The 25,931-nt window shown below is 45.4% G+C and carries 16 protein-coding genes; 11 read left to right on the top strand and 5 right to left on the bottom strand.

Going from position 1 to position 25,931, the window contains the following annotated elements; genetic code table 11:
- Positions 1–24: 24 nt before the first annotated feature.
- The gene (locus H8B19_RS07445) at positions 25–1,902 is read left to right on the top strand and encodes a protein-disulfide reductase DsbD (RefSeq protein ID WP_194362669.1); all 1,878 of its coding nucleotides are present in this window, start codon (positions 25–27) and stop codon (positions 1,900–1,902) included.
- A 4-nt stretch (positions 1,903–1,906) separates the two neighbouring features.
- Here the strand turns inward: H8B19_RS07445 and H8B19_RS07450 are convergent, their stop codons facing one another.
- Complete coding sequence (locus H8B19_RS07450; protein ID WP_186506184.1) at positions 1,907–2,944, bottom strand: LacI family DNA-binding transcriptional regulator; 1,038 nt, start codon at positions 2,942–2,944, stop codon at positions 1,907–1,909.
- A 263-nt stretch (positions 2,945–3,207) separates the two neighbouring features.
- On the opposite strand from H8B19_RS07450, the gene H8B19_RS07455 reads away from it, so the two are divergent.
- The 3 genes from H8B19_RS07455 (at position 3,208) to H8B19_RS07465 (ending at position 9,501) form a co-directional block, all read left to right on the top strand.
- Positions 3,208–6,267, top strand: coding sequence for a TonB-dependent receptor (locus H8B19_RS07455; RefSeq protein ID WP_338401509.1), 3,060 nt, complete (start codon positions 3,208–3,210; stop codon positions 6,265–6,267).
- 181 nt (positions 6,268–6,448) lie between these two features.
- Positions 6,449–7,984 (top strand): tryptophan halogenase family protein, encoded by a 1,536-nt coding sequence (locus H8B19_RS07460; protein WP_186506185.1) that lies wholly within the window; start codon positions 6,449–6,451, stop codon positions 7,982–7,984.
- Entirely contained in the window at positions 7,984–9,501 is a 1,518-nt protein-coding gene (locus H8B19_RS07465; protein WP_186506186.1) for a tryptophan halogenase family protein, read from the top strand. The genes H8B19_RS07460 and H8B19_RS07465 overlap by 1 nt, the downstream gene beginning before the upstream one ends.
- A gap of 20 nt (positions 9,502–9,521) precedes the next feature.
- Here the strand turns inward: H8B19_RS07465 and H8B19_RS07470 are convergent, their stop codons facing one another.
- Complete coding sequence (locus H8B19_RS07470) at positions 9,522–11,027, bottom strand: tryptophan halogenase family protein (RefSeq protein WP_186506187.1); 1,506 nt, start codon at positions 11,025–11,027, stop codon at positions 9,522–9,524.
- Between the two features lie 218 nt (positions 11,028–11,245).
- Here H8B19_RS07470 and H8B19_RS07475 point away from each other — a divergent pair, with 218 nt between their 5' ends.
- The 6 genes from H8B19_RS07475 to H8B19_RS07500 all read left to right on the top strand — a co-directional run bounded on the left by H8B19_RS07475 (position 11,246) and on the right by H8B19_RS07500 (position 19,444).
- A complete protein-coding gene (locus H8B19_RS07475) occupies positions 11,246–12,148 on the top strand; it encodes an SMP-30/gluconolactonase/LRE family protein (RefSeq protein ID WP_186506188.1) in 903 nt (300 codons plus the stop codon).
- Positions 12,149–12,369: 221 nt separating this feature from the next.
- Positions 12,370–14,907, top strand: a complete 2,538-nt coding sequence (locus H8B19_RS07480) for a family 20 glycosylhydrolase (protein WP_186506189.1) — start codon at positions 12,370–12,372, stop codon at positions 14,905–14,907.
- Between the two features lie 128 nt (positions 14,908–15,035).
- Positions 15,036–15,914 carry an N-acetylglucosamine kinase gene (nagK, locus tag H8B19_RS07485; protein WP_186506190.1) on the top strand — a complete coding sequence of 293 codons (879 nt, stop codon included), beginning with the start codon at positions 15,036–15,038 and terminating at the stop codon, positions 15,912–15,914.
- A gap of 20 nt (positions 15,915–15,934) precedes the next feature.
- Positions 15,935–16,933: a glucosamine-6-phosphate deaminase NagB-II gene (gene nagB-II / locus H8B19_RS07490; RefSeq protein WP_186506191.1), complete on the top strand. Its 999-nt coding sequence runs from the start codon at positions 15,935–15,937 to the stop codon at positions 16,931–16,933.
- Between the two features lie 8 nt (positions 16,934–16,941).
- On the top strand, positions 16,942–18,078 hold the full coding sequence (gene nagA / locus H8B19_RS07495) for an N-acetylglucosamine-6-phosphate deacetylase (RefSeq protein WP_186506192.1): 1,137 nt from the start codon (positions 16,942–16,944) through the stop codon (positions 18,076–18,078).
- A 34-nt stretch (positions 18,079–18,112) separates the two neighbouring features.
- Entirely contained in the window at positions 18,113–19,444 is a 1,332-nt protein-coding gene (locus tag H8B19_RS07500; RefSeq protein ID WP_186506193.1) for a sugar MFS transporter, read from the top strand.
- Between the two features lie 57 nt (positions 19,445–19,501).
- Here the strand turns inward: H8B19_RS07500 and H8B19_RS07505 are convergent, their stop codons facing one another.
- On the bottom strand, positions 19,502–19,993 hold the full coding sequence (locus tag H8B19_RS07505) for a hypothetical protein (RefSeq protein WP_186506194.1): 492 nt from the start codon (positions 19,991–19,993) through the stop codon (positions 19,502–19,504).
- Positions 19,994–20,086: 93 nt separating this feature from the next.
- Between H8B19_RS07505 and H8B19_RS07510 the strand changes: the two genes are divergently transcribed.
- The gene (locus H8B19_RS07510; RefSeq protein ID WP_186506195.1) at positions 20,087–20,998 is read left to right on the top strand and encodes a DMT family transporter; all 912 of its coding nucleotides are present in this window, start codon (positions 20,087–20,089) and stop codon (positions 20,996–20,998) included.
- 107 nt (positions 20,999–21,105) lie between these two features.
- Here H8B19_RS07510 and H8B19_RS07515 read toward each other — a convergent pair whose 3' ends face one another.
- Positions 21,106–23,538 (bottom strand): ABC transporter permease, encoded by a 2,433-nt coding sequence (locus H8B19_RS07515; protein WP_186506196.1) that lies wholly within the window; start codon positions 23,536–23,538, stop codon positions 21,106–21,108.
- A gap of 2 nt (positions 23,539–23,540) precedes the next feature.
- The gene (locus H8B19_RS07520; protein WP_186506197.1) at positions 23,541–25,928 is read right to left on the bottom strand and encodes an ABC transporter permease; all 2,388 of its coding nucleotides are present in this window, start codon (positions 25,926–25,928) and stop codon (positions 23,541–23,543) included.
- Between the last annotated feature and the right edge of the window lie 3 nt (positions 25,929–25,931).

Below are 25,931 nucleotides of genomic sequence, written 5' to 3' on the forward strand. Positions count from 1 at the left end.
AATGAGAATATAAGGATAAAGACCTTGTTAAGAGTTTTATTTTTGTTTGCGGTGTTATTAACACAACCTGCCTGGTCGCAGGTATCCAGCCCAATCGATTCCTTATTATCCGATGAGCCACAGTTTTTACCGGTTGATCAGGCTTTCGCTTTTGATTTCAAACAAAATGGTCAAAAGCTGGTACTCAGTTTTGATATTGCTGAAGGGTATTACCTGTATAAAAAGCAATTTAAATATGTGATCAAAGATGCGGAACTAAGTGAACCAAGCTATCCAAAAGGTGATGATCACGAAGACGAATTTTTTGGCAAATCGGAAGTATTTCGTGGCAATTTGCCCATCAGCTTTGAAGTAATTAATGCAGTAAAAGATGCCGTGGTTAAAATTCGTTATCAGGGCTGTGCTGAGGCGGGTTTATGTTACCCCCCCACCACCAAAGTTATATATTTAACGGCGGTGCGTTTTAATGAAGGCATTACATCTGGTAAAGACAAAAAGCAGATGTCGTTAGCTGACATTGCTAAAAACAAACAGCACAGCTCAGCCACACAAGATAAGAACACTGAACAGCCTGACACTGAACAAACCACAACCGCGCAAGCAGCACCACAACAGCAATCTCAACAATTTGATTTAGCCGAGCAGCTTACCTCGAAAGACAATTTAGCCTTAACCCTGTTACTGTTTGTTGGACTGGGTATTTTACTGGCGTTCACTCCTTGTGTTTTCCCTATGTACCCTATTTTATCGGCGTTGGTATTAGGTCAGAACAAAAACAGCGGGCTGGCTAAAACCTTCACCTTAAGCTTTGTATATGTGCAGGGTATGGCGCTGACCTACTCTTTACTGGGATTAGTGGTCGCATCCGCAGGTGTGCAGTTTCAGGCAGCATTGCAACACCCGGCTATTTTATGGGTTTTAATCGCCATATTTGTGTTACTGGCGTTAGTGATGTTTGGCGCATGGGAATTGCAACTGCCAAGCAAATGGCAGGAAAAACTGAACGCCTTTAGCAACAAACAAACCGCAGGTAGTTTGGCTGGGGTATTTGTGATGGGTGCCATTTCTGGTCTGGTTGCTTCGCCTTGTACCACCGCCCCGCTTACCGGTATTTTATTGTTTGTCGCGCAAAGTGGTGATTTAACCTTAGGTTTTGCGGCGCTTTATATGCTGAGTCTTGGCATGGGTATTCCACTGATTTTGTTTGCGTTAACCAGTGGTAAGTTACTGCCTAAAGCGGGCAACTGGATGAATATTGTTAAAGCCACCTTTGGTTTTATGATGCTGGCTGTGGCATTACTGTTTGTTGAACGTATGTTCGACAACCTGTTTACCACCCTCGCCTGGTCATTACTCGGTTTGGCATTATTTAGTTACTGGAGCATGCACAACAATGCCAGTGCCAGTAGCCCGTTAAAATTTGTCAGAACTGTAGTGATTTTTATCGGTCTGTTTGGCAGCGCTATGTATGGTTACCAAACCCTGTTTGGCAGCAGTCAGCCTGTGCACTCTGCGGTTTCAGGTGAAGAAGCCCCGGAGCTGGCATTTGTCAGGGTTAAAAACCTCGAAGATTTTGAGCAAAAACTGGCAGAAGCTAATGCGCAGGGCAAATCAGTGATGATCGATTTGTATGCCGACTGGTGTGTTGCCTGTAAGGAATTCGAGAAATACACCTTCCCGGATATTGAAGTACGTAAAGCACTGCGTAATACCGTGGTCATGCAAATCGACTTAACCGATAATACGCCCACTAATTTGGGCTTTCAGGAACATTTTGCGATTTTAGGTTTACCGACAATTTTATTGTTCGACAGCCAGGGTAAAGAGTTAACCCAGGCGCGCATTACTGGCTTTATGAAACCCGCAGCCTTTAGCGCGCACTTAAATCATCACCTCAAATAATCTCTTATTCCGCGAGTCGCTCTGTTGACTCGCGGACCACCAGATGTGGCTGGAAGTGTTGGTGAGCGATCTTACTGCTGCCACCTTTACCACTGCGTTGCGCAATAATATGCGAAATTAACGAAGACGAAGCTTTACGCGCAATCACACTAATGGGTTGTGCCGCCGTGGTCAATTTTGGCCAGGTCTGACGCGAAAACGGGCTATCCTCAAATCCGGCAATCGACAGTTTCTCTGGCACTGACACCCCCATTAAACGTGCAGCAAATAATGCACCAGCCGCAATTTCATCGTTACAGGAAAAAATAGCAGTGGGTGGCTCTGGCAGATTTAATAAATATTGTGCACCTTCCACCCCGGTTTTAAACGAGTACTGACCTTCGAATATATAATCGGGGTTGGGTGTAATGCCATGTTTTTCCAGCGCTTCCAAATAACCGTTTTTACGTTCATCTGTTGATCTGTGCCCTTTATCACCACTGATAAAGGCAATTTTTCGGTGATCCAGACTGATCAAATGTTCGGTAATTTCCAGTGCCGCTGCATGGTCGTGTATAAATACACAAGGTGAAGTTTCGCCTTCTTCATTGGCACCCGATACCACACGCACAAAATTGACATCCATCTGCTCCAGTGCATCCAGCACTTCAGGCATTTCCGACAGTGGCGGGGAAATAATTAAACCCGCTAATTGTGAACGAATCACCATCATGCGGATTTCATCAACAATATTCGGACTGGCGGCATTACAGGGGTGAATAATCAGTTCATAACCTTTTTCCCGGCATTCACTTAAAATACCGTTTTGCATATCAATCACATAATAAGCGTTAGGGTTATCATAAACATAACCTAACGCATATGAGCGGGTTCCGGCCAGATTACGTGCGGCATGATTAGGCTGATAATTAAGTGTTGCTATAGCTTCCGAGACTTTTTTGAGCGTATCGGCACGAACCGACCCTTCCTGATTAATGACGCGTGAAACCGTTTTTATTGATACGCCGGCCAGTTCGGCCACATCTTTTATTGTTGATTTCATTTAGTTTCCCGGTTGAATGATCCGTTTAGGGGCGTTACTTGCTCTGCTTTAGCGAGCAGTTATTATCCGCAATCTGTAACCTATGTTGAAGCAAATTGTAAGATAATTGTAATTATCCATTGCGTTCTAAAAATCGCTGTTGTAAATTTAACCAATAATGACAACGCTGTCATGTGTTTTTCACATTAACAGGTAGCCCGTTGTCATTTTAAAAAAAGCCAAATGACAGCGCTGTCATTTATAATAAAAATGAGGATACAACAGTGAACGTGACCCACAAAAGACTTAGTAAGATCTCACAAGGTATTAAATATGCCCTGTGTTTAGGAACCGCCGGTACCGCAGCGTTTTTGCCTGCATTTGCCAATGCACAGGAAGCAACTGCGGCAGAAAACGAAGTTGAAGTCATTCAAATCAGTGGTATTCGTGGCAGTACGCAGGCCAGTATTAACGCCAAGCGTTTTGCCGCTTCTCAATTAGATGGCATCGCCGCAGAAGACATCGGTAAATTACCGGATGTTACGATTGCCGATTCTTTACAACGTATTTCCGGTGTGCAAATTGAACGTACCGCCGGTGAAGGTGGCCCGGTACAAATTCGTGGTCTGCCTCAGGTTGATACCACCATGAATGGTGAAGTGTTTCTAAGCGCGACCACCATCGATTCATCGGGTGCAGATTTCGGTGACTTGCCTTCACAATTATTTTCCGGTGTAGACGTATATAAATCGGCCGAGGCCAAATACACCGCTGCCGGTATTTCAGGTGCCATTGATTTAAAAACCCGTCGTCCTTTCGATTTAGATGAAGGTTTAACCTTGTCTGGCGGTGCCGAAGTAACACGCGGTTCAATCAGTCAGGAAACGGACCCCACCGTCCATGGCCTGATTAGCTACAACTCAGGAAAATTAGGTATTTTATTCGGTGCAGTAAGCACCGATGTAAATCTGGCAACCGATTACAATGGTTATTTCGATACGTCTGAAAACGGCGGCATCGGTGCAGCTAATAACAACTTCACATGGGGACCTAATTCACGTGGTGAAGAAATCCGTCACGTGGTGCCCCAGGGTTTTGCTGCTTTCAATAAAGAAGAAGAGCGTAAACGTAATGCCGTGCAAATTTCAGCACAGGCTGATTTAGGTGAGGGCTTCTTACTTACCGCAGATTACTTCTACACCAATCAGGATCGTTTCAACAACCGTCGTGGTTTTTCTCAAAACAACCGTTGGTACACCTTTAACGAATATGCATGGCCAACTGAAAATGGCTGGACTGGTGACAGCTTCACCGATGTAAATGGCGAAGCATGGGGTGGTGTAAACGCCTTTGTATTAACACCATGGCGTATGCAGTCATTCACTCAGGTGAATATTAACGAGGAAACCTCACATAATTTCAACCTGCAACTGGATTATGACAATGGTGGTGCATTAACGGGTCAGGTACGTATGACTCGCGCCCGCGCAACGGCAACCATGCGTCACGGTTACGGTGAAGGCGATATGTTAAGTATCGATCAGGGTACTTTAGTAACCGGTCCGGGCCAGTTTGCTCAGCCTGAATACTGTACTCACGGTGAGGATATTGTGGGTGATCAGGGCGGCTGTTACGCACAATTTGCACCAGGCGGCATTCAGGACAGTGACTTCCTGTTAACTTACGATGCATCCGGCGCACATCCGGTATTTAGCGGTTTTGACCAGATGGTTAATGGCGGTAAAGGCCAGCGTAGTGTTGCTGATTATATGGCTGATCTGGATTCTTACCACATCGGTGCGTTTTCCTCTGAAGGCAATACCGATGACAGAGGTGAGATCAATACATTCAGCACTAAATGGAACTACCGTTTAGATGGCGACAGCATTGTTACCAGTATTGATTTTGGTGTGCGTTCTTTAGAACGTATGGTAGATCATGACCAGTTCTCTTACACCTCAGAGTTTGGTAACGGCTGTGATATCGCTCAATGGAAAGCGGTGGATCAGTATTACACAACTGACACCTGTGAAGGCGTTGATGGTGCGGGTGAATACCTGACTGAAGATGTAGGTGACTTAACTGCTGGTAGCTGGGTGCCTTATACCCTTTTACCTCCTACACGTTTAGATGAACATACAACTGTGTCATGGCAGACCGATTTTGGCAGTGTTAAAGGTATTCCTGGCGTGTGGTCAATTGATCCGGAAAACTTCCGGGATCCACGTCAATGGCATCTGGATACTTTCGGTAATGTACAACGTACCGAAAACGGTGGTGCCACTTATGATGTATCACTGGAAGAGCTGAACTATTTTGCCCAGGTTAACTTCGAGGTAGGTGAATTAAGCGGTAACATCGGCATGAAAGTTATCGAAACCGACCTGTACGTTAAACAAAATCTGGTTGGCGCCAGCTTACCACACAGTGGTTTAGGTCCGGATACAGGTGATGTGGTTACCGAACGTAGTTACACCGATTACCTGCCGTCTGTGAACCTGGCGTATAACGCCACTCAGGATGTGATTTTACGTGCAGCATATTCTAAAAATATGCAGGCACTGAATCTGGCAAGCTGGGGTGGTGGTAAAACCGTAGGTCGTACAATCAATGGTGAGTGTGACTGTTTACGTGTTGTAAACGGTACCTTAACGGGTAACCCGGGCCTGAACCCATGGCGTTCAGAGAACGTATCAGTATCAGCTGAATGGTATACCGGTGAAGCATCCATGGCTTATCTGGCAACCTACAAAATTGATATTGAGAGCTTTGCAACCAGCGGTGTTGTCATGATCGACGAACCGGATACAGATGGTATCCGCCGTGGTCCATGGCCATTCACTACTCAGGTTCAGGGCGAAGGTGGTAGCGTTAAAGGCTACGAAGTTGGTGCAAAAGTCGCCTTTAGTGACTTTATGGATACCGCATTCCTGAACAATATGGGTATTGATGCCAACTACACATACACCGACAGCTCACAACAGAACAAAGATGTATTTGGTGATGACCTGCCATTTGTTGGTATGTCAAAAGACACATACAACTTAGTGGTTTGGTATGAACAGGATGAGTTTTCTGCTCGTATCGCGTGGAACTCTCGTAGCCCACGTTTAATTACCACGGGTACTGTTGATGCGGTAGGTGGTCAGTCACTGTATCAGGATGATTATTCACAACTTGATATCAGCGTGAACTACAACCTGAACGATAACATCAGTTTCTATATCAATGGCTCGAACATTACGGAAGAAATTCAACAAACTTATCTGGAATTTAAAGACCAGAAAGCCTTCCAAAACGAGTATGAAGCACGCTGGACTGTTGGTACACGCGTAACCTTCTAAGTAACCTTTGTTGTCTCGTTAAGTCTTTTTGGCTTAACTCCCTGAAAAATCGCCACAAGGACTGTGGCGTTTTTTTTAGCTGAAACAGCAACAGTTAAGCCGTTGTAATTGAGTGACGACACAGGTACTTTGCTGTTATCTGCTAAGTGTGAACAAAAAGCTAATTAATAAAAACAACACCATGGCTCATATCAAACATCCCGTAAAAACCATAGTAATTGCTGGCGGTGGCACCGCAGGCTGGATGACAGCCGCAACGCTGGCACATCATTTTTCTAAAGATCAAAAGGTGAAAATCACGCTGGTCGAATCAAGCCAGATCGGCACCATTGGTGTGGGTGAAGCAACTATTCCAACCCTCAGGCGTTTTTATGCCCGTTTGGGTCTATCCGATATTGATGTGATCAAAGCCACTCAGGCAACCTGCAAACTGGGTATTGAATTTCAGGACTGGCATCAACCGGGTAGTCATTTTGTGCATCCTTTTGGTTTATTTGGTCAACCGGGTAATAACATTCCTTTCCATCACTATTGGTTAAAACAACGTCAGACAGGTGATACCACCCCCTTATCTGAATATTCACTGGGTGTAATGCTGGCCGAACACGACAAATTTTGTATGCCCTCGCCCAAGCCAGCAGAACCCTGGATGATATTTGACTGGGCGCTGCATTTTGATGCGGGTTTATTTGCCGAACTTATGCAAAAAACCGCTCAGCAACACGGGGTTGAATGGATAGATGCCAAAATCGAACAGGTTTGCCTGAATCAGCAATCTGGCAATATCGACTCCCTGCAACTGGATAACCAGCAGCCATTAACAGCGGATTTGTTTATCGACTGCTCCGGTTTTCGTTCACTGTTATTGGGCGACGCACTTAAAGTAGGTTATCAGAGCTGGCAACAATGGTTGTTATGCGATAAAGCCGTTGCAGTGCAAAGCGAATTAACTGAAGAACCCATTCCACGCACCATTGCCAAAGCTCAGACGGCAGGCTGGCAATGGCGTATACCCTTGCAACAACGCTGTGGTAACGGCCATGTATATAGCAGCCAGTACACAGATACCGACATTGCAACCGAAACCCTGCTTAAACATATCCCGGAAAAAACCTTACACCAGCCGCGACATTTCAGTTTTACCCCGGGCAGACGTGATCAGGCCTGGGTCAAAAATTGTGTGGCAATTGGATTGTCATCCGGCTTTCTGGAACCGCTGGAAAGTACCAGTATTGCACTGATCGAAACCGCCATTGAGAAATTATTGCTAACGTTTGATCAGCCACAAAATGCGTTTTTCGATGACAGCAAAGTCGAACGATTTAATCAGGTCACGGCCACGGAATACGAGCGCGTACGCGATTTTATTATTTTGCATTACAAACTTAATCAACGCGAAGGTGAGATGTGGCGCTATTGCCGTGAGATGGACATTCCCGATAGTCTGTCCGGTAAAATGCAGCAGTTTAAATCACAGGGTGACATTCCACGTTTACCCTGGGAAATTTTTGGTGCCGACAGCTGGCTGGCTATTTATAACGGCATGCAATTCTGGCCACAAAAATACAATGCAGGTGTAGATAAATTAGACACCGGCTTTTTACATAAGACCCTGGGTGAGATGCATCAGAAAATTCAGCGGGCTGTGTCGTCCGTTCCACCGCATAGCGCTTTTTTGCAACGCTTCTGCGATTATCAGCCTAAGCAGGAACATTAATGACACAGCAATCGAATAACATTCAGCAATTTCTAATTGTTGGCGGTGGCACCGCCGGCTGGTTAGCCGTCGCAACCCTAAGTAATATTTTACAGAATGCGGATTGCCAAATAACCCTGGTTGAATCTAACGACATAGGCACCATTGGCGTGGGTGAAGCGACAATCCCTCCCCTGTTAGACGCGATCCGCGCTTTAGGTATCGACGAAGCGGACTTTATCCGCAAAACCCAGGCGACCTTCAAGTGGGGAATTCAGTTTAGAGACTGGCTGCAAAAAGGCAGTGACTATTTTCACCCCTTTGGCGCATTAGGCCGCCGCATTGATGGCCATGAGTTTTATCAGGTGTGGTTAAAGTGTCGCGCAGAGGGTGATAATACGCCACTCATGGCGCACTCGGTCGAAGCTGAACTGTGCACACAACAACGTTTTTTTGAACCTTTTAATGCCGCCAATACCCCTTTAGCCAGTGCACAATACGCACTGCATTTAGATTCAGGATTAGTCGCTAACTATTTACGTGATTTTGCCATTGCCCGTGGGGTGCAGCGTATTGAAGGCACGGTGAGTCAGGTACATCAACATCAAAATGGTGATATCGCATCGGTGTCCTTAATCGACGGACAACAACTAAGCGCCCAGTTTTTTATTGATTGTTCTGGTTTTCGTGGACTCTTAATCGAACAAACGCTTAACGCCGGTTATCACGACTGGTCTGCCTATTTGCCCTGTAACCGCGCGGTGACAGTACAAAGCCAGAACGTGCATGATGCCCTGCCCTATACCATTGCCACAGCACGTGAAAGTGGCTGGACCTGGCAAATTCCGTTGCAACATCGCACCGGCAACGGCTATGTATTTTGCGACCAGTTTTGCGACGACCAAACCGCTACCGACACATTACTAAATGCAGTTGAAGGTGAGGTCATTTCAACACCCCGTATCATCCCGTTTACCACTGGCATGCGTAAACAATGCTGGTTTAAAAACTGTTTGGCTCTGGGACTGGCGCAAGGGTTTCTGGAGCCGCTGGAGTCTACCGCTATTCATTTGGTCAGTAAAACACTGGCCTTGTTTGTACGTTATTTTCCGTCTTTATCGGATAACCAGTTTTTACAGCAGGAATTTAACCGCAAAGTGGAACTGGATTATCTGGAAATCCGCGATTTTCTGATCCTGCACTATTGCACCACTAAACGCAGTGACACTGCGTTTTGGCAACACTGCGCCAACATGCCAATTCCCGACTCATTGCAATACAAAATCGAATTATTTAAACAGGCCGGGAATTTAGTGCATCAGGATGAGGCACTGTTTCAGTCCTCCAGCTGGTATGCCATTTTCACTGGCATGCAGGTTTTCCCGCAGCGCTATAATCCGACGCTGGATGCGTTAAACAGCCAAAAACTGCAACAATCGCTGGCAGCTGGTGCCAATGCAATTAAACAAGCGGTAAGCAAACAACCTGCGCATATGGAATTTATCCGCCAGTACTGCGCAGCGCCTAACCCCGGGTGATAGGTGTATTTTGCTGAACCTTATTTTGATGAACAATGTTTGGCAATAAAGTCCTGATGCAACATCGCCTGACTGGCAGCGTTTTGAATTGACTGGCGCATTTGCTGTAATTTCTGCTCAATAAGATGCAGTGGCACCGCTGAAGCTCTTGGATCAACACGTTGCGCCTGCAAACCAAATCCGTGATACATGCTTAACCAACTGGCAGGTTCAAAAGAATCCTGCTGGAATTGTTGCACATAACCCCGACTACGATATAAATCGATTTTATGTTGCAGACTATCCGGCACAACCATATCACGACAGTAACGCCAGAATTCACTGTCATCACGCTGATTGAGTTTGTAATGCAGGATCAGAAAATCACGAATATGTTCAAGTTCCAGTCCGTGCAAACGGTTCACCTCGTCAATATCTGCCTGATTAAATCCGCTATCCGGGAAGAAGGTGAGTAATTTACTCAGTGCAGTTTGAATAAGCGAAATACTGGTACTTTCCAACGGCTCTAAAAAACCGCTTGCCAGTCCCACCGCGAAACAGTTTTTATGCCAGATTTGTTTGGTACGCCCGGGTTTAAACTGGATCAGTCTTGGCTCATGCAACGCATTGCCATCAACACTATCGATTAATAACTGTCGTGCCTGTTCATCGGGCATAAACTGACGACTAAAAATATGACCATTGCCCATACGGTGTTGCAACGGAATCCGCCATTGCCAGCCTGCCGATTCGGCAATGGTGCGGGTATAAGGTAATAACTCACCTGTTCGCTCAGTTTGCATAGCAAACGCGGCATCACATAATAACCACTGGCTCCAGTCTTCGTATTCAACCCCCAGTGATTTTTGCAAAAGCAGGCTACGAAATCCGCTGCAATCAATAAATAACTCACCGTCGATTTGCTGGCCACCCTGCAATGTCACCGATTTGATAAAACCACTGTTAGTATCACAGTTAACCTGCTCAATGGTCGCCTCAATACGTTTTACCCCTAAACCACAGGCAAAATCACGCAAATAACTGGCATAAAGACTGGCATCAAAATGATAGGCATAAGAATAATCAGCCAGCGGTGAAGGAGGATTAGGATGGGGTTGCGCAAAGCGATTTTGCGCGGCTAACGCCAGAGGAAAACTAAATTCACTGAGTTTTACATCAACACCTTGCTGCTGGGCCACATGCACATACTGATGAAAATCCACGCCTTCAATGGGCATGCCATAATCACTAAAGGGATGGAAAAACTGCGTATCTGCTGCGCGCCAGTTCTCAAACTGTACGCCCAGTTTAAAGGTGGCCTGTGTGGCTTTAATCAGCTCAACTTCATCTAAACCTAACTGGCGATTAAACTCCACAATGTTGGGAATAGTGGCCTCGCCAACACCAACGGTGCCAATATCCGCTGATTCAATCAGGAAGATGTCTGTTTGTTGCTGAGATTGCATAAACCGGGCAAGACGCGCTGCACTCATCCAGCCTGCCGTACCACCGCCTACTATTACAATTTTGTTAATCGGCTTTTGCATAAAAAATTTATTATTCAATTAGTTAGTTAAGATAATAGCGGAAATAACAGACCGTTAACGCCATGTTTGCGGCTCCACCTTAACAAACTTTTTGCTGTGTTTTTCAACAATTTGTTGCAAATCATTATACTCTTGCATAGAGTAATGACAACGCTGTCATTGTGTATTTTTTAATAAAAGCTCAATGAGAATATTTAAAACAAAGGCAAAAAAGAAACATGAACAAAACCACCTTATTCTTAGCCGGTTTGATCCTCTCCACTCAGGGCGTTAATGCCGCAATACCAGAGCAACAGGCTAAGCTGTTTGGTGAAGCGGGCCAGTTTACTAAAGGTATAGAAGGGCCTGCGGTTGACGCATCAGGTCAGTTATTTGCAGTGAACTACCAACAACAGGGCACAATTGGCCAGATAGATATCAATGGCAACGCCAGCTTATATCTGACGTTACCGGAAGGAAGTACCGGCAACGGCATCCGTTTTGATAAATCTGGTTTTATGTATGTGGCAGATTACAGCGGCCATAATGTGCTAAAAATCGACCCCAAAGATAAAAGTATCCGTGTGCATGCGCACAATGAGGCGATGAATCAACCTAACGATATCGCCATTACCGATAACGGTGTGATTTATGCCAGCGATCCAAACTGGAAAGAAAACAGCGGCCAGCTTTGGATGGTAGCCCCGGATGGTAAAACCACCTTGCTGGAAAAAAGCATGGGAACCACCAACGGTGTGGAAGTAAGCCCGGATAATAAACGCCTTTATGTGAATGAAAGCGTGCAACGCAATGTGTGGGTTTACGATATTCAACCAGACAATACACTGGCCAATAAGCGCCTGTTTTATAAATTTGATGATCACGGCATGGATGGCATGCGTACCGATGAAATCGGCAATTTATATATTGCGCGCTACGGAGCAGGATTAGTTGTAGTCTTATCCCCAAAGGGTGAGTTAATCGAACAAATTAAACTAACCGGCCAACACCCTACCAATGTGGCGTTTGGCGGCAAAGATGGCAAACAGGTTTTTGTTACACTGCAGCAAACTCAGGTTGTGAATACCTTTCGCAGTCAATTTGCAGGCCGCAGCTATAACCTGCTGCACTCAAATGAATAAAATGGGTTAGACCATAATAATGTTGCATTTAGAGCAACAATTGTTAACATGAATGACAACGCTGTCATTGTGCAAAAATAAATCAGGGGAATGCGCGCCCACTACACAATAACAGCGACCTTTATCAATAAGTTGATATCAGTGTCATTGAAACATAAAAACAAAAAGAGAGATCAACGATGAAACCATTATTGCTTTTAACGCTATGTATGAGTGGACTGATGGCTGGATGTAGCCCCAATCAGTCATCCAGTGACAAACTGGATCAGACCCAGGTTAATACTCTGGCCAAAGATATGGATGTATCGCTCACCGTTAAAAGCAATGTAAACGTTGAAAACTGTCCATCCAAAGACAATAACCAGTGTTATCTGGCTGAGCTGACTCTTACCTTTCCACAGGACATCAACTCAGACGACTGGAAAATTTATTTCAGCAATACCTCGCCAATCGCATGGGATGGAAGTAATGAATTTGATATCACCCGCATTAACGGTGATTTACACACCATAGTACCTAAGCTTTCACATTATAAAGCCGGACAAACCTATACCATTCCGTTTAAAGGCAATGGCTGGCGCACGGCAGAATCGGACTTCACTCCCAATTATATTTTAGTGGCGGGGGATTTAGCACCAAGAGTTATCGCAGCCACTCAGGAAGTAAAAACCGAAGACCGCCAAATTCCACATATGCCTTTTATCACTGCCTTTGAAACACCCGCTCAAACAGAACGTGGGGCAAAAGATAACACGCCACTGGCTACCGCCGACTGGTTATATGACCGCCATGCACAAATCAATGCGCAAATGGGCAGTGCGACCCGGCAATCCATTCGTGTAATTCCCAAATTACAGCAAGCCAGCTGGCAGCCCGAACACCTGAATACCGCGCAGGGTTTATCTCTGGATGCCGATACTGCACAACGTTTTGAAGCGGCGGTAGAGCTATTGCAAGACAAACAAATCGCCTTATCTGACCAAGGCATTAAAGTTAATGTTACTCAATCAAAGCAAACAAGTTTGGGTGATCAGGGGTACAAAATTGATGTCACCCCACAAAGCATCAACATTACAGCCAATCATGACGCTGGCGTGTTTTATGCGTTAGTAACTTTAGGCCAGGTGATTGAACAGTCAGGTAATGCCTTACCTTTAGGTGAAGTAACCGATGTACCCCGCTACGATTTTCGTGGGTTACACATGGATATTTCACGTAATTTTCATAGCAAAGCGTTGATTCTAAAGGTCATTAAACAATTAGGTGCATATAAAATTAATAAACTGCATCTGCACATGGCTGATGATGAAGGCTGGCGTCTGGAAATTCCCGGTTTACCCGAGCTGACCGATGTGGGTGCCTATCGCTGTTTTGATTTAAGCGAGCAAAGTTGTTTATCACCACAATTAGGCGCTGGCCCGGATAAAGATAGTCCGGTAAACGGCTACCTGACGACACAGGATTATATTGATATCCTTAAATACGCTGCCGCTCGTCAGATTGAAGTGATCCCTGCTATCGATATGCCAGGGCATTCCCGCGCCGCAGTAAAGGCCATGCAAGTACGTTACAACAAATACATTCAATCTGAACAAAGTGAAAAAGCCACAGAATTTTTGTTATCTGACTTAGATGACAAGAGCCAGTACAGTTCGATTCAGCACTATAATGACAACACACTGAATCCTTGTGTGGATTCCACTTACAAATTTATTGAAAAAATCATTGATGAAGTAACCAAACTGCACCAAAAAGCCGGTGTTCCGTTGCGCCGTTACCATATTGGTGCCGATGAAACCGCCGGCGCGTGGAATGATTCTCCAGCCTGTAAAAAGCTGATTGCAGACACCGATGAGTTAGATTCAACAAAACAACTTACACCTTATTTTGTCGCCAAAGTAGCCAGACTGGTTGAAAGCAAAGGTCTGATTGCCGGAGCATGGAGCGACGGTTTAAGCCACGTAGATGCAGCAAAACTGCCGGCCAATACACAATCTAATGTGTGGGATACTTTATTCTGGCAAGGCCATAATGGCGCACAGGAAATGGCAAACCGTGGTTGGGATACCATTTTATCTCTGCCTGACATGCTGTATTTCGATTTCCCTTATCAAAAAGATCCTCAGGAGCCGGGTTATTACTGGGGTTCACGCTCTACCGACAGCTTCGAGTTATTCGAGTTTATGCCTGAAAACCTGCCAGCACATGCTGAAATCTGGCCGGATAATATGGGTAATCCCTATACGGCTGCCGACAAAACACCAAAAAATGAAGGCGTGCACTTTACCGGTATTCAGGCGCAATTCTGGAGTGAGACAATCCGAGCTGACAGCACAGTGGAATATATGTTGTTCCCGCGCTTGATCGCTTTTGCGGAACGCGCATGGCATACAGCAGACTGGGCACTACCTTACCGCGCCGGGCAGACCTATTCACAAGACAGTAAATTTTTTGATTCTGACCGCAAAGCAGATGAATTAAAGGATTGGAGTGGCTTTAGCCACACCATGGTTCAGTATGTTATGCCTGCACTGGCACAAGACGACATATTGTTCCGCATGCCTACACCGGGCGTTAAAAACATCGATGGAAAACTACACGCCAACAGTTATTACCCTGGCTTGTCCATTGAATATAAATCAGCTGATAGCAGTGAATGGATGACATACGAGCAACCCATTGACTATCAACCGTCTCTGTTATTTCGCAGTACCCTCGCAGGCACGGATTACCATAGCCGATACATAAGAATAAAATAATCCATATATATTTTATATATTAGAATAAAAAATGAAATGACAACGCTGTCATAACATTTTACACTAACAAATATGTTACGCTGGAAGCGTGTGTTGCACTCCAATGCACTCCGGCACTCAGGAGTTAAATGGTGAGTTTGTCACAACAACTATTTCTCGGTATCGATGGCGGTGGCAGTAAATGCAAAGCCCGACTGGAAAACGCACAAGGTGAGTTGCTTGGCGAGGGGTTATCCGGTCCGGCCAATCCGTTACGTGGTATTGAACAAACAACAACATCTATTTTAGATGCGACACAACAGGCATTAGCCGAAGCAGGTCTGAACGATGCGTCACTCGCTCATATCTATGCCGGCATTGGATTGGCTGGGGTTAATATCCCGGCCTACCGACAGTTAGTACAAAACTGGCAACATCCGTTTGCACAAATGTATGTCGCAACCGATTTGCATATCGCCTGTTTAGGTGCCCATGACGGGGGTGACGGTGCCGTGATCATTGCCGGTACCGGCTCATCTGGTGTTTCTGTGATTCAGGGTGAATACTTTGAAATGGGCGGCCATGGTTTTGGCGTGGGTGATAAAGGCAGTGGTGCCTGGTTAGGTCTGACCGCAGTGAGTAAAACCCTTGAAGCGCTTGATGACATCGGTATTTCCACACCACTGGTAGAAAAAGTGATGCAGCATTTACAAGTGGACTGCGCACATACACTGGTTGAACAAATAACCGGAAAAAGCCCGGCTTTTTTTGCCAAACTATCTCCGGTTGTAGTGGAAATGGCTAACCAGCAGGATCCACTGGCATTAAGTATTGTCAGGGATGGAGCGGATTATTTAAATCGTATGGCCAGACGTTTACTGGCAAATAAACCGCCACGCTTTTCAATGATTGGTGGCGTGGCACAACATATACAAAAGTGGATGGATGATGAGGTGACACAACGTATCAGCCCAACAATTCATCCGCCCGAAATTGGCGCGATTTTACTCGCCAGGTCTTTAGTCTAATTTGTGAGAGAATAAACAACATGGCAACCAGCATTATGGCCAAAGAGGCCGCCGAAGCGCCTTCGATCATCGCTACCCAACTTGTTAAGAACTTACCTTTATGTCGCGATCTCGGCGAAAAGATCCGGGCGTTTAATCCGGCGTTTGTTTATATGGTGGGCCGGGGTTCATCTGACCATGCAGGGGTATTTGCCAAATATCTCATTGAAGTAGAGGCCAATATTCCGGTTTGTGCAGCGGCACCGTCAGTTAACAGTGTATATAAACAAACTCTGAATTTGAAAAGTGCACTGGTAATTTGTATTTCACAATCTGGTCGTAGCCCGGATATTCTGGCGCAAACCAAAGCCGCTAAAGATTCAGGTGCCTTTACCGTAGCCCTGGTTAACGATCAGGCGTCACCACTAGCGGAAATGGCTGATTTTGTTTTACCAATAGGTGCAAATGAAGAAAAAGCCGTTGCTGCCACCAAAAGTTATCTGGCAACCTTAAGCGCGCTGTTACAGATGGTCGCGTGCTGGCAACAAGACGATGAGCTGTTGACAGCCCTAAACGATTTACCATCCGCTATGGAAAAAGCAGCCACAGCGCCGATGCAATTAAATGCTGATTTTGTCGCGCCGCTTAATCACTGTGTGGTGTTAGGGCGTGGTTTTGGCTACGCCATCTCTCGCGAAATTGCGTTAAAACTCAAAGAAGTGTGTAGTGTGCATGCCGAGGCTTTCAGTAGCGCCGAATTCTTACATGGTCCGGTGACCTTGGTTGAAAAGAAACTGGCTATCGTGGATATTAGCGTTAAAGACGAATCGCTGACATCTCATCAGGAACAAATTGACGAAGTGACCCGTCGTGGTGCCAGGGTTTGCAAGCTTGATCAAAGTAATATAGCCATTCACCCGCGCTTATCACCACTGTTGATATTACAGCGTTTTTATCTGGATATTGAACAGATTGCAGTGGGCATGGGCCTTGACCCGGATAGCCCGGCAGGTCTGAAAAAAGTCACACAAACCATTTAGGGAAAACCATGAGCCAGACTTTTATTGCCAAGCAGCTATTTGACGGCAGTCAATTCCACGACAATATCGCTTTTAGCGTGGCTCACGGGAAAATTGACCAGCTAGGTAGCAGTGTTGATAGCAGCCAGGCCACTAAACTGGATGGTCTGGTTACCGCCGGTTATGTAGATGCGCAGGTAAATGGTGGTGGTGGCGTATTGTTTAATCAGTCACCAACCACTGAAGCCTTGCAAAAAATGGTACAAGGCCATGCCACTTATGGCACCACGGCCATGATGCCTACCCTTATCACAGATGAATTACCGGTTATTGAAGCGGCCGCCGATGCCATGGCTCAGGCGATTGCGCAAAAGATGGCGGGTATTGCTGGTGTGCATTTTGAAGGACCTCACCTCAGCACGCCCAAGCGCGGTATTCATAGCAGTGATTTTATACGCCCGGTCAGTGACAAAGAACTAGCGCAATACTGCCGTCAGGATTTGGGCAAAGTGATAGTAACTGTAGCACCCGAAAACGTGCCTGCCGATATCATTAAAGAGCTGGTCGCCAACGGTGTTAAGGTTTGTCTTGGTCACTCTAATGCCACATCAGATATCGTATTAAGCGCGCTTGAAGCTGGCGCCAGTGGATTTACTCACCTTTACAATGCGATGTCGCCATTAACCAGCCGTGAACCCGGCATGGTAGGCGTGGCATTAAATGACGATAACAGCTACTGCGGTTTAATTGTCGATCATCATCATTTACACCCCATCAGTAGTCAACTCGCTATCAAAGCCAAAGGCTGGCAGCACATTATGCTGGTAACCGATGCCATGGCACATGTGGGTTCCGATATTCAATCACTGCCTTATTTAGATACCGAAATTATTCGTGATGGCGATAAACTCACTTTGCCAAATGGTACCTTAGCGGGCTCGGCATTAGATATGGCAACAGCCGTACGTAACTGCCACAAGGATTTGAATTTACCACTTGAGCAGTGTCTGAATATGGCATCGATTATCCCGGCCACTTATCTTGGATTGCAGGACAGTCAGGGCAAACTGGCTCAAGGTTTTAAAGCTGATTTTATTTTGCTGGACGACAACTTACAGGTAATGTCTACCTGGATTGGCGGACAGTCTGTCTTTAAACATAATTAAAGGCCACACAATAACAACAAATAAGGAATGGGTTATGCAAGCTACTGCGCTAAATGCAAAATCACAGTCCAATCTGGTGCCAATAGCACTAATTGGTCTGTTATTTTTTATCTTTGGATTTATCACCTGGTTAAACGGCGCGTTAATCCCGTTTTTGCAGATTGTATGTGATCTCTCCCAGACACAGGCGCTGTTTATCGCCAGTTCGTTTTACATTGCCTACACCGTAATGGCCATGCCAATGGCGTGGATTTTAGAGCGAGCCGGTTATAAAAATGCTATTTCCATTGGCTTGTTAATGGTAGCAGCCGGCTTTTTACTATTTATCCCAGCCGCCGAAACCCATGCATTTGCCTTATTCCTGTTAGCACAATTTGTGGTAGGTACATCGTTAACCTTGCTGCAAACCGCTGCCAACCCTTACATCGTCAAAATTGGTCCACAAGAAACAGCGGCCGTACGTATTTTTGTAATGGGTTTATTAAACAAAGGTGCTGGTGTACTGGCACCACTGTTCTTTGCTGCACTGGTTGTGGGTGAATTTAAAGATGTCACCATTGAATCGGTTAACGCACTGCCTGACGCAGAACGCATCGAACAAATCAAAGCACTGGCGGATGGGCTGGTTCTTCCGTATTTATGTGGTGCGATTGTCTGGATCCTGGCCGCATTATTCATTAAAAAATCCAGTCTGCCAGAGTTAGAGCTGGAAGATGAAAATGCAGAACTTGCCGCAGAAGGTGGTTCTGACAACAGCAAAAACTCAGTATTCCAATTCCCGCATCTGGTATTGGGTGCCATCACCATTTTTGTTTACGTAGGTGTAGAGGTAATTGCCGGTGACACTATAGGTTTGTTTGGCTCCAAATTGGGTGTGGCCAACGCCACTACCTTAACCTCCTATACCATGGGCTTTATGCTGGTTGGTTATGCACTGGGTTTGGTATTAATTCCGCGTGTATTGTCACAACAATCTGCCTTGTTATGGTCATCCGCTCTGGGCGTCATTATTTCATTACTCATTGTCATTTCAGATCCGGCATCAACCCTTGTTTCAGAAGTGTTATGGGGTTGGTCAGGTATGCAAACCCTGCCTGATATTGTGACCTTTGTGGCTATGTTCGGATTTGCTAATGCGGTTGTATGGCCTGCGGTCTGGCCTCTGGCTTTGGATGGTTTAGGCAAACTCACACCTAAAGGTTCTGCTTTATTGATTATGGGTATTGCAGGTGGTGCAATATTGCCGATTCTTTACGGTGTTTTAGCCGATACTTTTGGTGGTCAGCATGCGTATCTGATGATGATCCCTTGTTACCTGTTTATCCTGTTTTATGCGGCTAAAGGTCACAAAATTAAAAACTGGTAAACCAGACTATCTGTAACAACTAAAAAACGGCTATCTGAGATAGCCGTTTTTTTACGTTTAAAACTGGTAGGATAAAACTAAGTTAGCACCATTGTAGTAACCATCACGATTGGAAATTTTACCGCGTCCCGCTTCCAGTCTTAATTTAAAACCATCATTGTTTAAGCCATAGGGACTAAAACTATAAGTCACACCTAAACCATTAATGGCTGAATCTGAAAAAACAGCGGTAAGCGCGCAGCCAAAGGTATTGTCATCACCATGACAGTCTTTCATTTTCATACCCAGCGCCCCACCAATAACACCAACAGCATGTTGATTTTGGTGGTCCAGGGCATACTCGTAACCAACCGCTGCACCATGGTCGAGTGATGCGCGATAACTTAACCAGGCTCGTCCTTTATGCTCTTGCACCGGCATTGAAGCCTCTGCATTAAAGAAAAAGGGATAACCACTTCCTACAGAAAAATCATACTCCTGAGCCGCTAAATTATTGCTCAAAAATATAACCGGTAAAGCCACGAAAAAGGGTAAAATACGAGTTTTCATGCATTGCTCCTGCAAATTTTGCAATCCTTGCCACCACAACGTAACAAGGTGGTGCAATTTTAAACCTAACTGCTCCGGAAAATTCGTATAAAAATGTACAACTTTCTACAACGCCTCCAATCCCCCTATGTTTCCGGTCTATTGCTGGCACTATGCGGCACCTTTATGTTTTCCACCAAACCAATATTGATAAAACAGGTGTATCAACTGGGGGTAGACAGTAGCCAACTTATTGCGCTCAGGATGTTATTTGCAGCCCCACTGTATTTTATTGTGGGTTGTGTGTTGTGGTTTAAACATCAACCGAAACAGCGTGAATACATTGCCAATGCACCAGTCATATTATTGCTCGGTATTCTTGGATATTACATTGCCAGCTATCTGGATTTGATGGCGTTGCAATACATCAGCGCACAGCTTGAAAGAGTCGTGTTGTTTTGTTTCCCCACCTTAGTGGTGCTGTTCTCGCGCTGGTTCCTGAAAACCCCCATGCCACGCAATATTGGCTGGGTACTGGGTTTATCCTATTTAGGTATTTTTTTAATCTTTGGACACGACATCATTACTCTTGGAGACGAAGTCGCGTTGGGTACATTTTTGGTGTTTATTGGCGCGGTCAGTTTTGCGTTTTATACTCTGTTTAGTAAAAAACTGATTGGTCGCGTTGGCAGCTTAATGTTTACCTGCATCGCGATGATTTCAGCCAGTATGGTGATATTTATTCACTTTGCGCTGACACATGACTTCGCTGCACTCAATGTTGGCAACGAGGCGCTACTTCTGACTGCCACCATTGCGATATTTGCCACCGTGATCCCATCATTTCTAGTGGCAGAAGCGATTAGCCGTTTAGGGCCAGAACAGACCAGTGTTGTGGGAACCACTGGCCCGGTTATCACGTCGATTTTAGCGGTGATTATTTTGGGTGAAGCTTTTACACCTTATCACTTCGCCGGATTATCGCTGGTGATTCTGGCGGTGTATATCATGATTAAAAGTCGCTAGGGCGTGTTGATCTTTGGTGTATGAATTTCGTTAAAATTCAAAACCATTAGATCGCGACGCCGGGTTGCAGCCCCTTATGTTTTAACAAAGAGGTCTAAGTCAAAATCCTATTCACTATTTTTCAGACTTAATACGATGGCTTGCTGTAAAAACCTGCGCAACGGCCAGTAGCAGGCAAACATCGCCAACGACAGCATTAACAGAATGTTTAAGCTGTACAGCCCCCACAAGTGCATTCCCATATAAGGCTCCAGTTGTGGGTAAAACATCAGCAATAAACTGACTATCACTGCACCGGCCAATAACAATCCACTGATTATAGCCGCACTGTTTTCGCGAATAATCAAAGACACGATCGCTTTGTTTTTAGCCCCCAGAGCCATACGAGTCCCTATCTCAAAGCGCCGTGATGCGGTACTGGAGCTTAGCACCCCATAAAGGCCAATCGCGGCCAGTATTAAACCAAGCACTATCACTACCGCTGTCGTGATAGCCGTGGTATAGGTGCCAAGCAACAAACTTTTACGCTGAGCAGACAAGGGAGTAAATTCAAACAGAGCATAACGACTACTTGCTTGCTTAATTGCCTGACTCAATTGCTCCTGACTCAAAAATTGTCCTGGCTTCAAACGCAACATCAACTGATTAAAATTTGCATAAGATGGCGCATAAATACGGGGCGGTATATGCTCCTCTCCCGGCATCTGCATCCCTTTAACCACACCAATAATACGCATTGTCCGTGGCCCACCAAAGGTGATCTGGGTACCCAGTACATCTCCATCGGGTAGCAACTGTCTGGCCAGGGTTTGATTAATTATCACTGCCAGTGCTTGTTGCTGCACATCCTTACGAGTGAAGTTGCGCCCGGCAACCAATTGCTGAGCAAACATCGGCAAATAGTTTTCATCTATCAACGCGGAATGGGGAGTAAAAATTTGCGTATCGCCGACTTTGTTAATTGACCACACACTAAATTTTTTCAATGGAGAATGTGACTGGCTAACCTGCTCGACCTGCGGTAATGCCAGTAACTGCTGCCGAATTTGCGCCACATCCTGATTATCTTGCTGCATCTCAACATCGGTCTGATGAACAGCACTGATACTCAACGCTTCAACATTTTGTATATGCAAATCATCCGGCCGGTTAATTTGTGCCACTGCGGTATACAGCAACGTTAAATTTGCAAAGATCAGCACTGATGTCAGACTAATCTGGCTAATAATGAGCGCCTTACGGGTACGCGGAGAAACCTGACTCGCCACGCCTTTACCGCCACCATGAAGCTGTGTCGCCAGTGCATTAATCCTGATACTACGATAACTCGCCCAGGCAAATAGATAGCTAAACAGACACAGTAAGATAAGGGTACAGCACAAGGTCATCCAACTCAGATGCAACTCGGATACCCTGGGTAATAATCCGGCAAAATAAGTTTGCATTACCATAAAGCCTAGCCAGCTGACCAACAATGCCAATGCCATTACCATCAGCATAATCAATATCGACTGACCGAGAAAATAGCCAAATAAGTGCTTTTTATTGGCGCCCAGCGCTGTTTGAATCACTAAGTTATGCTGCTGACTGGCGCTAAAAGACATAAACAGATTAATAATGTTGCCACAGGCGATCAGTACCAACCCCATTACCGCCGCCAACAGTAAGTACACATTGCGTTTACTGTTGCCAAGCAGCACTTGTTGTAAAGATTGCAGATGAAGGTCAATACTCCAGCCATTAAAAACCGATATACCGGCTACCTGTGACTGCCACATGGGATTCAGTTGTGCCGTTAACTGTTGTCCGGCCTGCTGGTAAGTCACCCCGGGTTTGAGTTTACCGACCAGTACCAGTGAGCGAATAAAATTACCCCAGCGTTGCTTAAAGTTATCATAACCATTGTAATCAAAGGGTAACCAAATATCGGTATCGCGCCCTTTTTGGTACAATTGCGGCTCAACATAGTCCTGATTATTGACACCAATAATCTTGAACTGAATATCATTGATCTCGACAGATTGCCCCAAAATATCCTGACGCCCGGCAAACTGTTGCTGCCACAGATGATAACTAATCACCGCCACTGGCTGATAATGTTCCAGCCCTTCTTCTACCGAGAATCCACGACCAAGATACATTGACATAGCAGTCAAACTGAACCATTCCGGGGTGACAAAAGTGGTATTTACCCGCGGTTCACTGGCAATAGAAGCCAGTATATTCTCGCCATAAGACAGCAAGGCTTTACTATCAAACAGTGTCGGCTGTTGATACACACTAACGGCACCTGGGTAAGTGAAGTAGCGCATATCTCCGGTGTTTTTATTATTAACGAACTGGTGCTCAATTTTATATAAGCTATCTTGTTCAGGATAAGGCAGGGGTTGCAATAACAGCAAATAACCAAGTGTTAATACGCACAATAAGGCACCGAGGGTTACACCTAAGGTGCTGACCACACTCAAGATCAATCCCGGATAGCGCTTTAATCCCAGCCATGCCATGCGCATTTGGAAAAACTCTTTACCTGACAACATGCTTATTCTCCCTTAAGCAAATGGGCGATTGGCTGTTTTAGCCAAATCCGTAGTGGCAGATACGCCGCGATAACCAATAAGCCACCAACAAATAACAAACTTAACGCAATGATTGGCAGTAATTCAGAAACCAGTTGAATATTTTGATATCCATCGAACATCCACATCAAAATAACCAGTGCCATAACAGCACAGGAGGCACCGAGTAAAAAATCGCGACGAGTGGTCGCCATCATTAATTGCACCAAACGCAGTGGTTTAGCGCCAATAGCCAATCGTGTACCCAATTCAGTGCGACGCATACGACAGATGTAACTTAAAACACCATAAATCCCGACACCGGTTAACAACGCAGTTAACAGACTAATACCCACGCTACTGACGGCAGTGATCATCGCGGTTTTCCAGCCTTGATTATTGTAATAATCCAGTGACTGATAGCTAAACACGCTAAGTTGGGGTTGCACATCAGTCATAATCGCTTGCACAGCGGCCTGACTTAAGGATGCTCCCTGGTGAAATTTAATTAAAAACATATTGCGTCTGGGGCCAGCGGGATAATAAAAAGCCGGTTCCTGAGCCGTGCTACCTGCGATTACCGTATTGGCAACAATGCCCACAATGCGCGCACCATTATCAAAGGTATAACCTATCACTTCGCCATAAGTTTTGATGCGATCAGCAAAGGCCTGATTTACCACTATCACACTATTGCGCTGCTGGTTATCCTGCGCAGTAAACATAGCGCCTTGCAATAAAGGCTGCTCCAATAAACTGAAATAGGCTTCATCCACCGGTTTGGCTAATACTGAAAAGCGCGCATTGTCTGCTTGGTTACTCAGGGCCAGTGTTGGGAAAATATCAGGCCGCATAGATTGGCTCAGCCGTTCCACTTGTGGATGTTGCGCTAAACGCTGTTTGAGCAGTGCTAAATCACCTTCTCCCTCAGGCACAGAAGTCACCAATGCCTTGATATTGTCGGTTTGATAACCCAGGGGTTGATTAAGCAAATTCAGTGACTGGGTGGTAAGCAATGAATTACTCATCAGTAACAAACAAGCAATTGCAATTTGTGAGCTGATCAACCAATGGCGAGTTGAGGCTTTCACCGCAACGCCAGTACCTTTACCGCTACCACGTAACTGATTATTTAATGCCTGATAATCAATGGTGCGGCTACAAATCAGGGTGAGAACCACGCTTATCACCACCAACAACAAAGCAGAAAACAATAAACTCAAACCACTAATGTGTAACTGCTGCAAGTAGGGTAAATAGTCAGTTAAATATTGCTGCATCAATGCAATTAATAACAGCATAACGCCCTGCGCGACTGTCATCGCCATGGTCATCAACAACATAATTTCGGTAAAAACATTCGTGCGAATATGCTTGATGCTAGCGCCTAACGCCGCACTGATCGCCAATGGATGCTGACGTTCGGCGGTACGTGATAACAGCAAATTGGTTAAGTTGGCCAGTGCAATAATTGCCAAACCAATGCTGCCCAAAAACAGCAATAACGCGGCTTGCTGGCTGTCGCCCAGCAAATAGTCTTTTAGTGGCTGTAACTGCGCTGCCACCGACCATTCTTTAAAAAAGTCGATATGGCTTACTTGTTGCTGCCAGTTGTTGTTCATTAACTGGGTTAGCTGCTGGTTGGCTTGCTCAGGCGTGATTGATGTTTTGAGCAGTCCAAGCATCATCAAACCACCGTCATCGTTACCCCAGCGTTTGCGACTCCTTGCGTCAACCGTATTGAAATCCCACGGAGCATATACATCACTTTGCTGGTTGTAACCGGCAATGGCTAAGCCAGGTGCCAACTTTGCTAATACCCCAATAATCTGGAAAGACTGGTCATTGATATTCAGGCTTTGACTTAACACATCTTCAGAACCGCCATATTGTTGTTGCCATAGTCGATAACTAATAACTGCCACGGGTTTGTACTGATCGACACCTTCGTTGTCTGAGATTAAACGCCCCAGCGCCACTGCGGGATTGAGCAATTGAAAATACTCTGGTGTCACGTAGCTTATTTCGGCCATAGGTCGTTTTGGCAACGACATGATGATGCCAGCATCCACATAAAAACTGGCGCTTTTATCAAACACCTGTTGCTGTTTGTACAGATATTCCAGATTGGGATAAGTAAACGCCCGGCCATCAATTTGCTGTTTTTCATTGATTAGCTGATGTTCAACCAGATACAGGCGTTCAGCATCAGGAAAAGGCAAGGTTTTAATAAATATTACATAAGCCAGTGCAGACACCGCCAACAAAGCCCCCAGAGTAAGCCCCATGCTGACGACCACACTAAATATCAGACCCGGCTTAGTGCGCAAGCTTTGCCAGGTTTGAAAAAGTCGGTATAACACTAAATCCATGAT

Origin of the sequence: Neptunicella marina, from assembly GCF_014270035.1 — a bacterium.
Classification (GTDB): domain Bacteria; phylum Pseudomonadota; class Gammaproteobacteria; order Enterobacterales; family Alteromonadaceae; genus Neptunicella; species Neptunicella marina.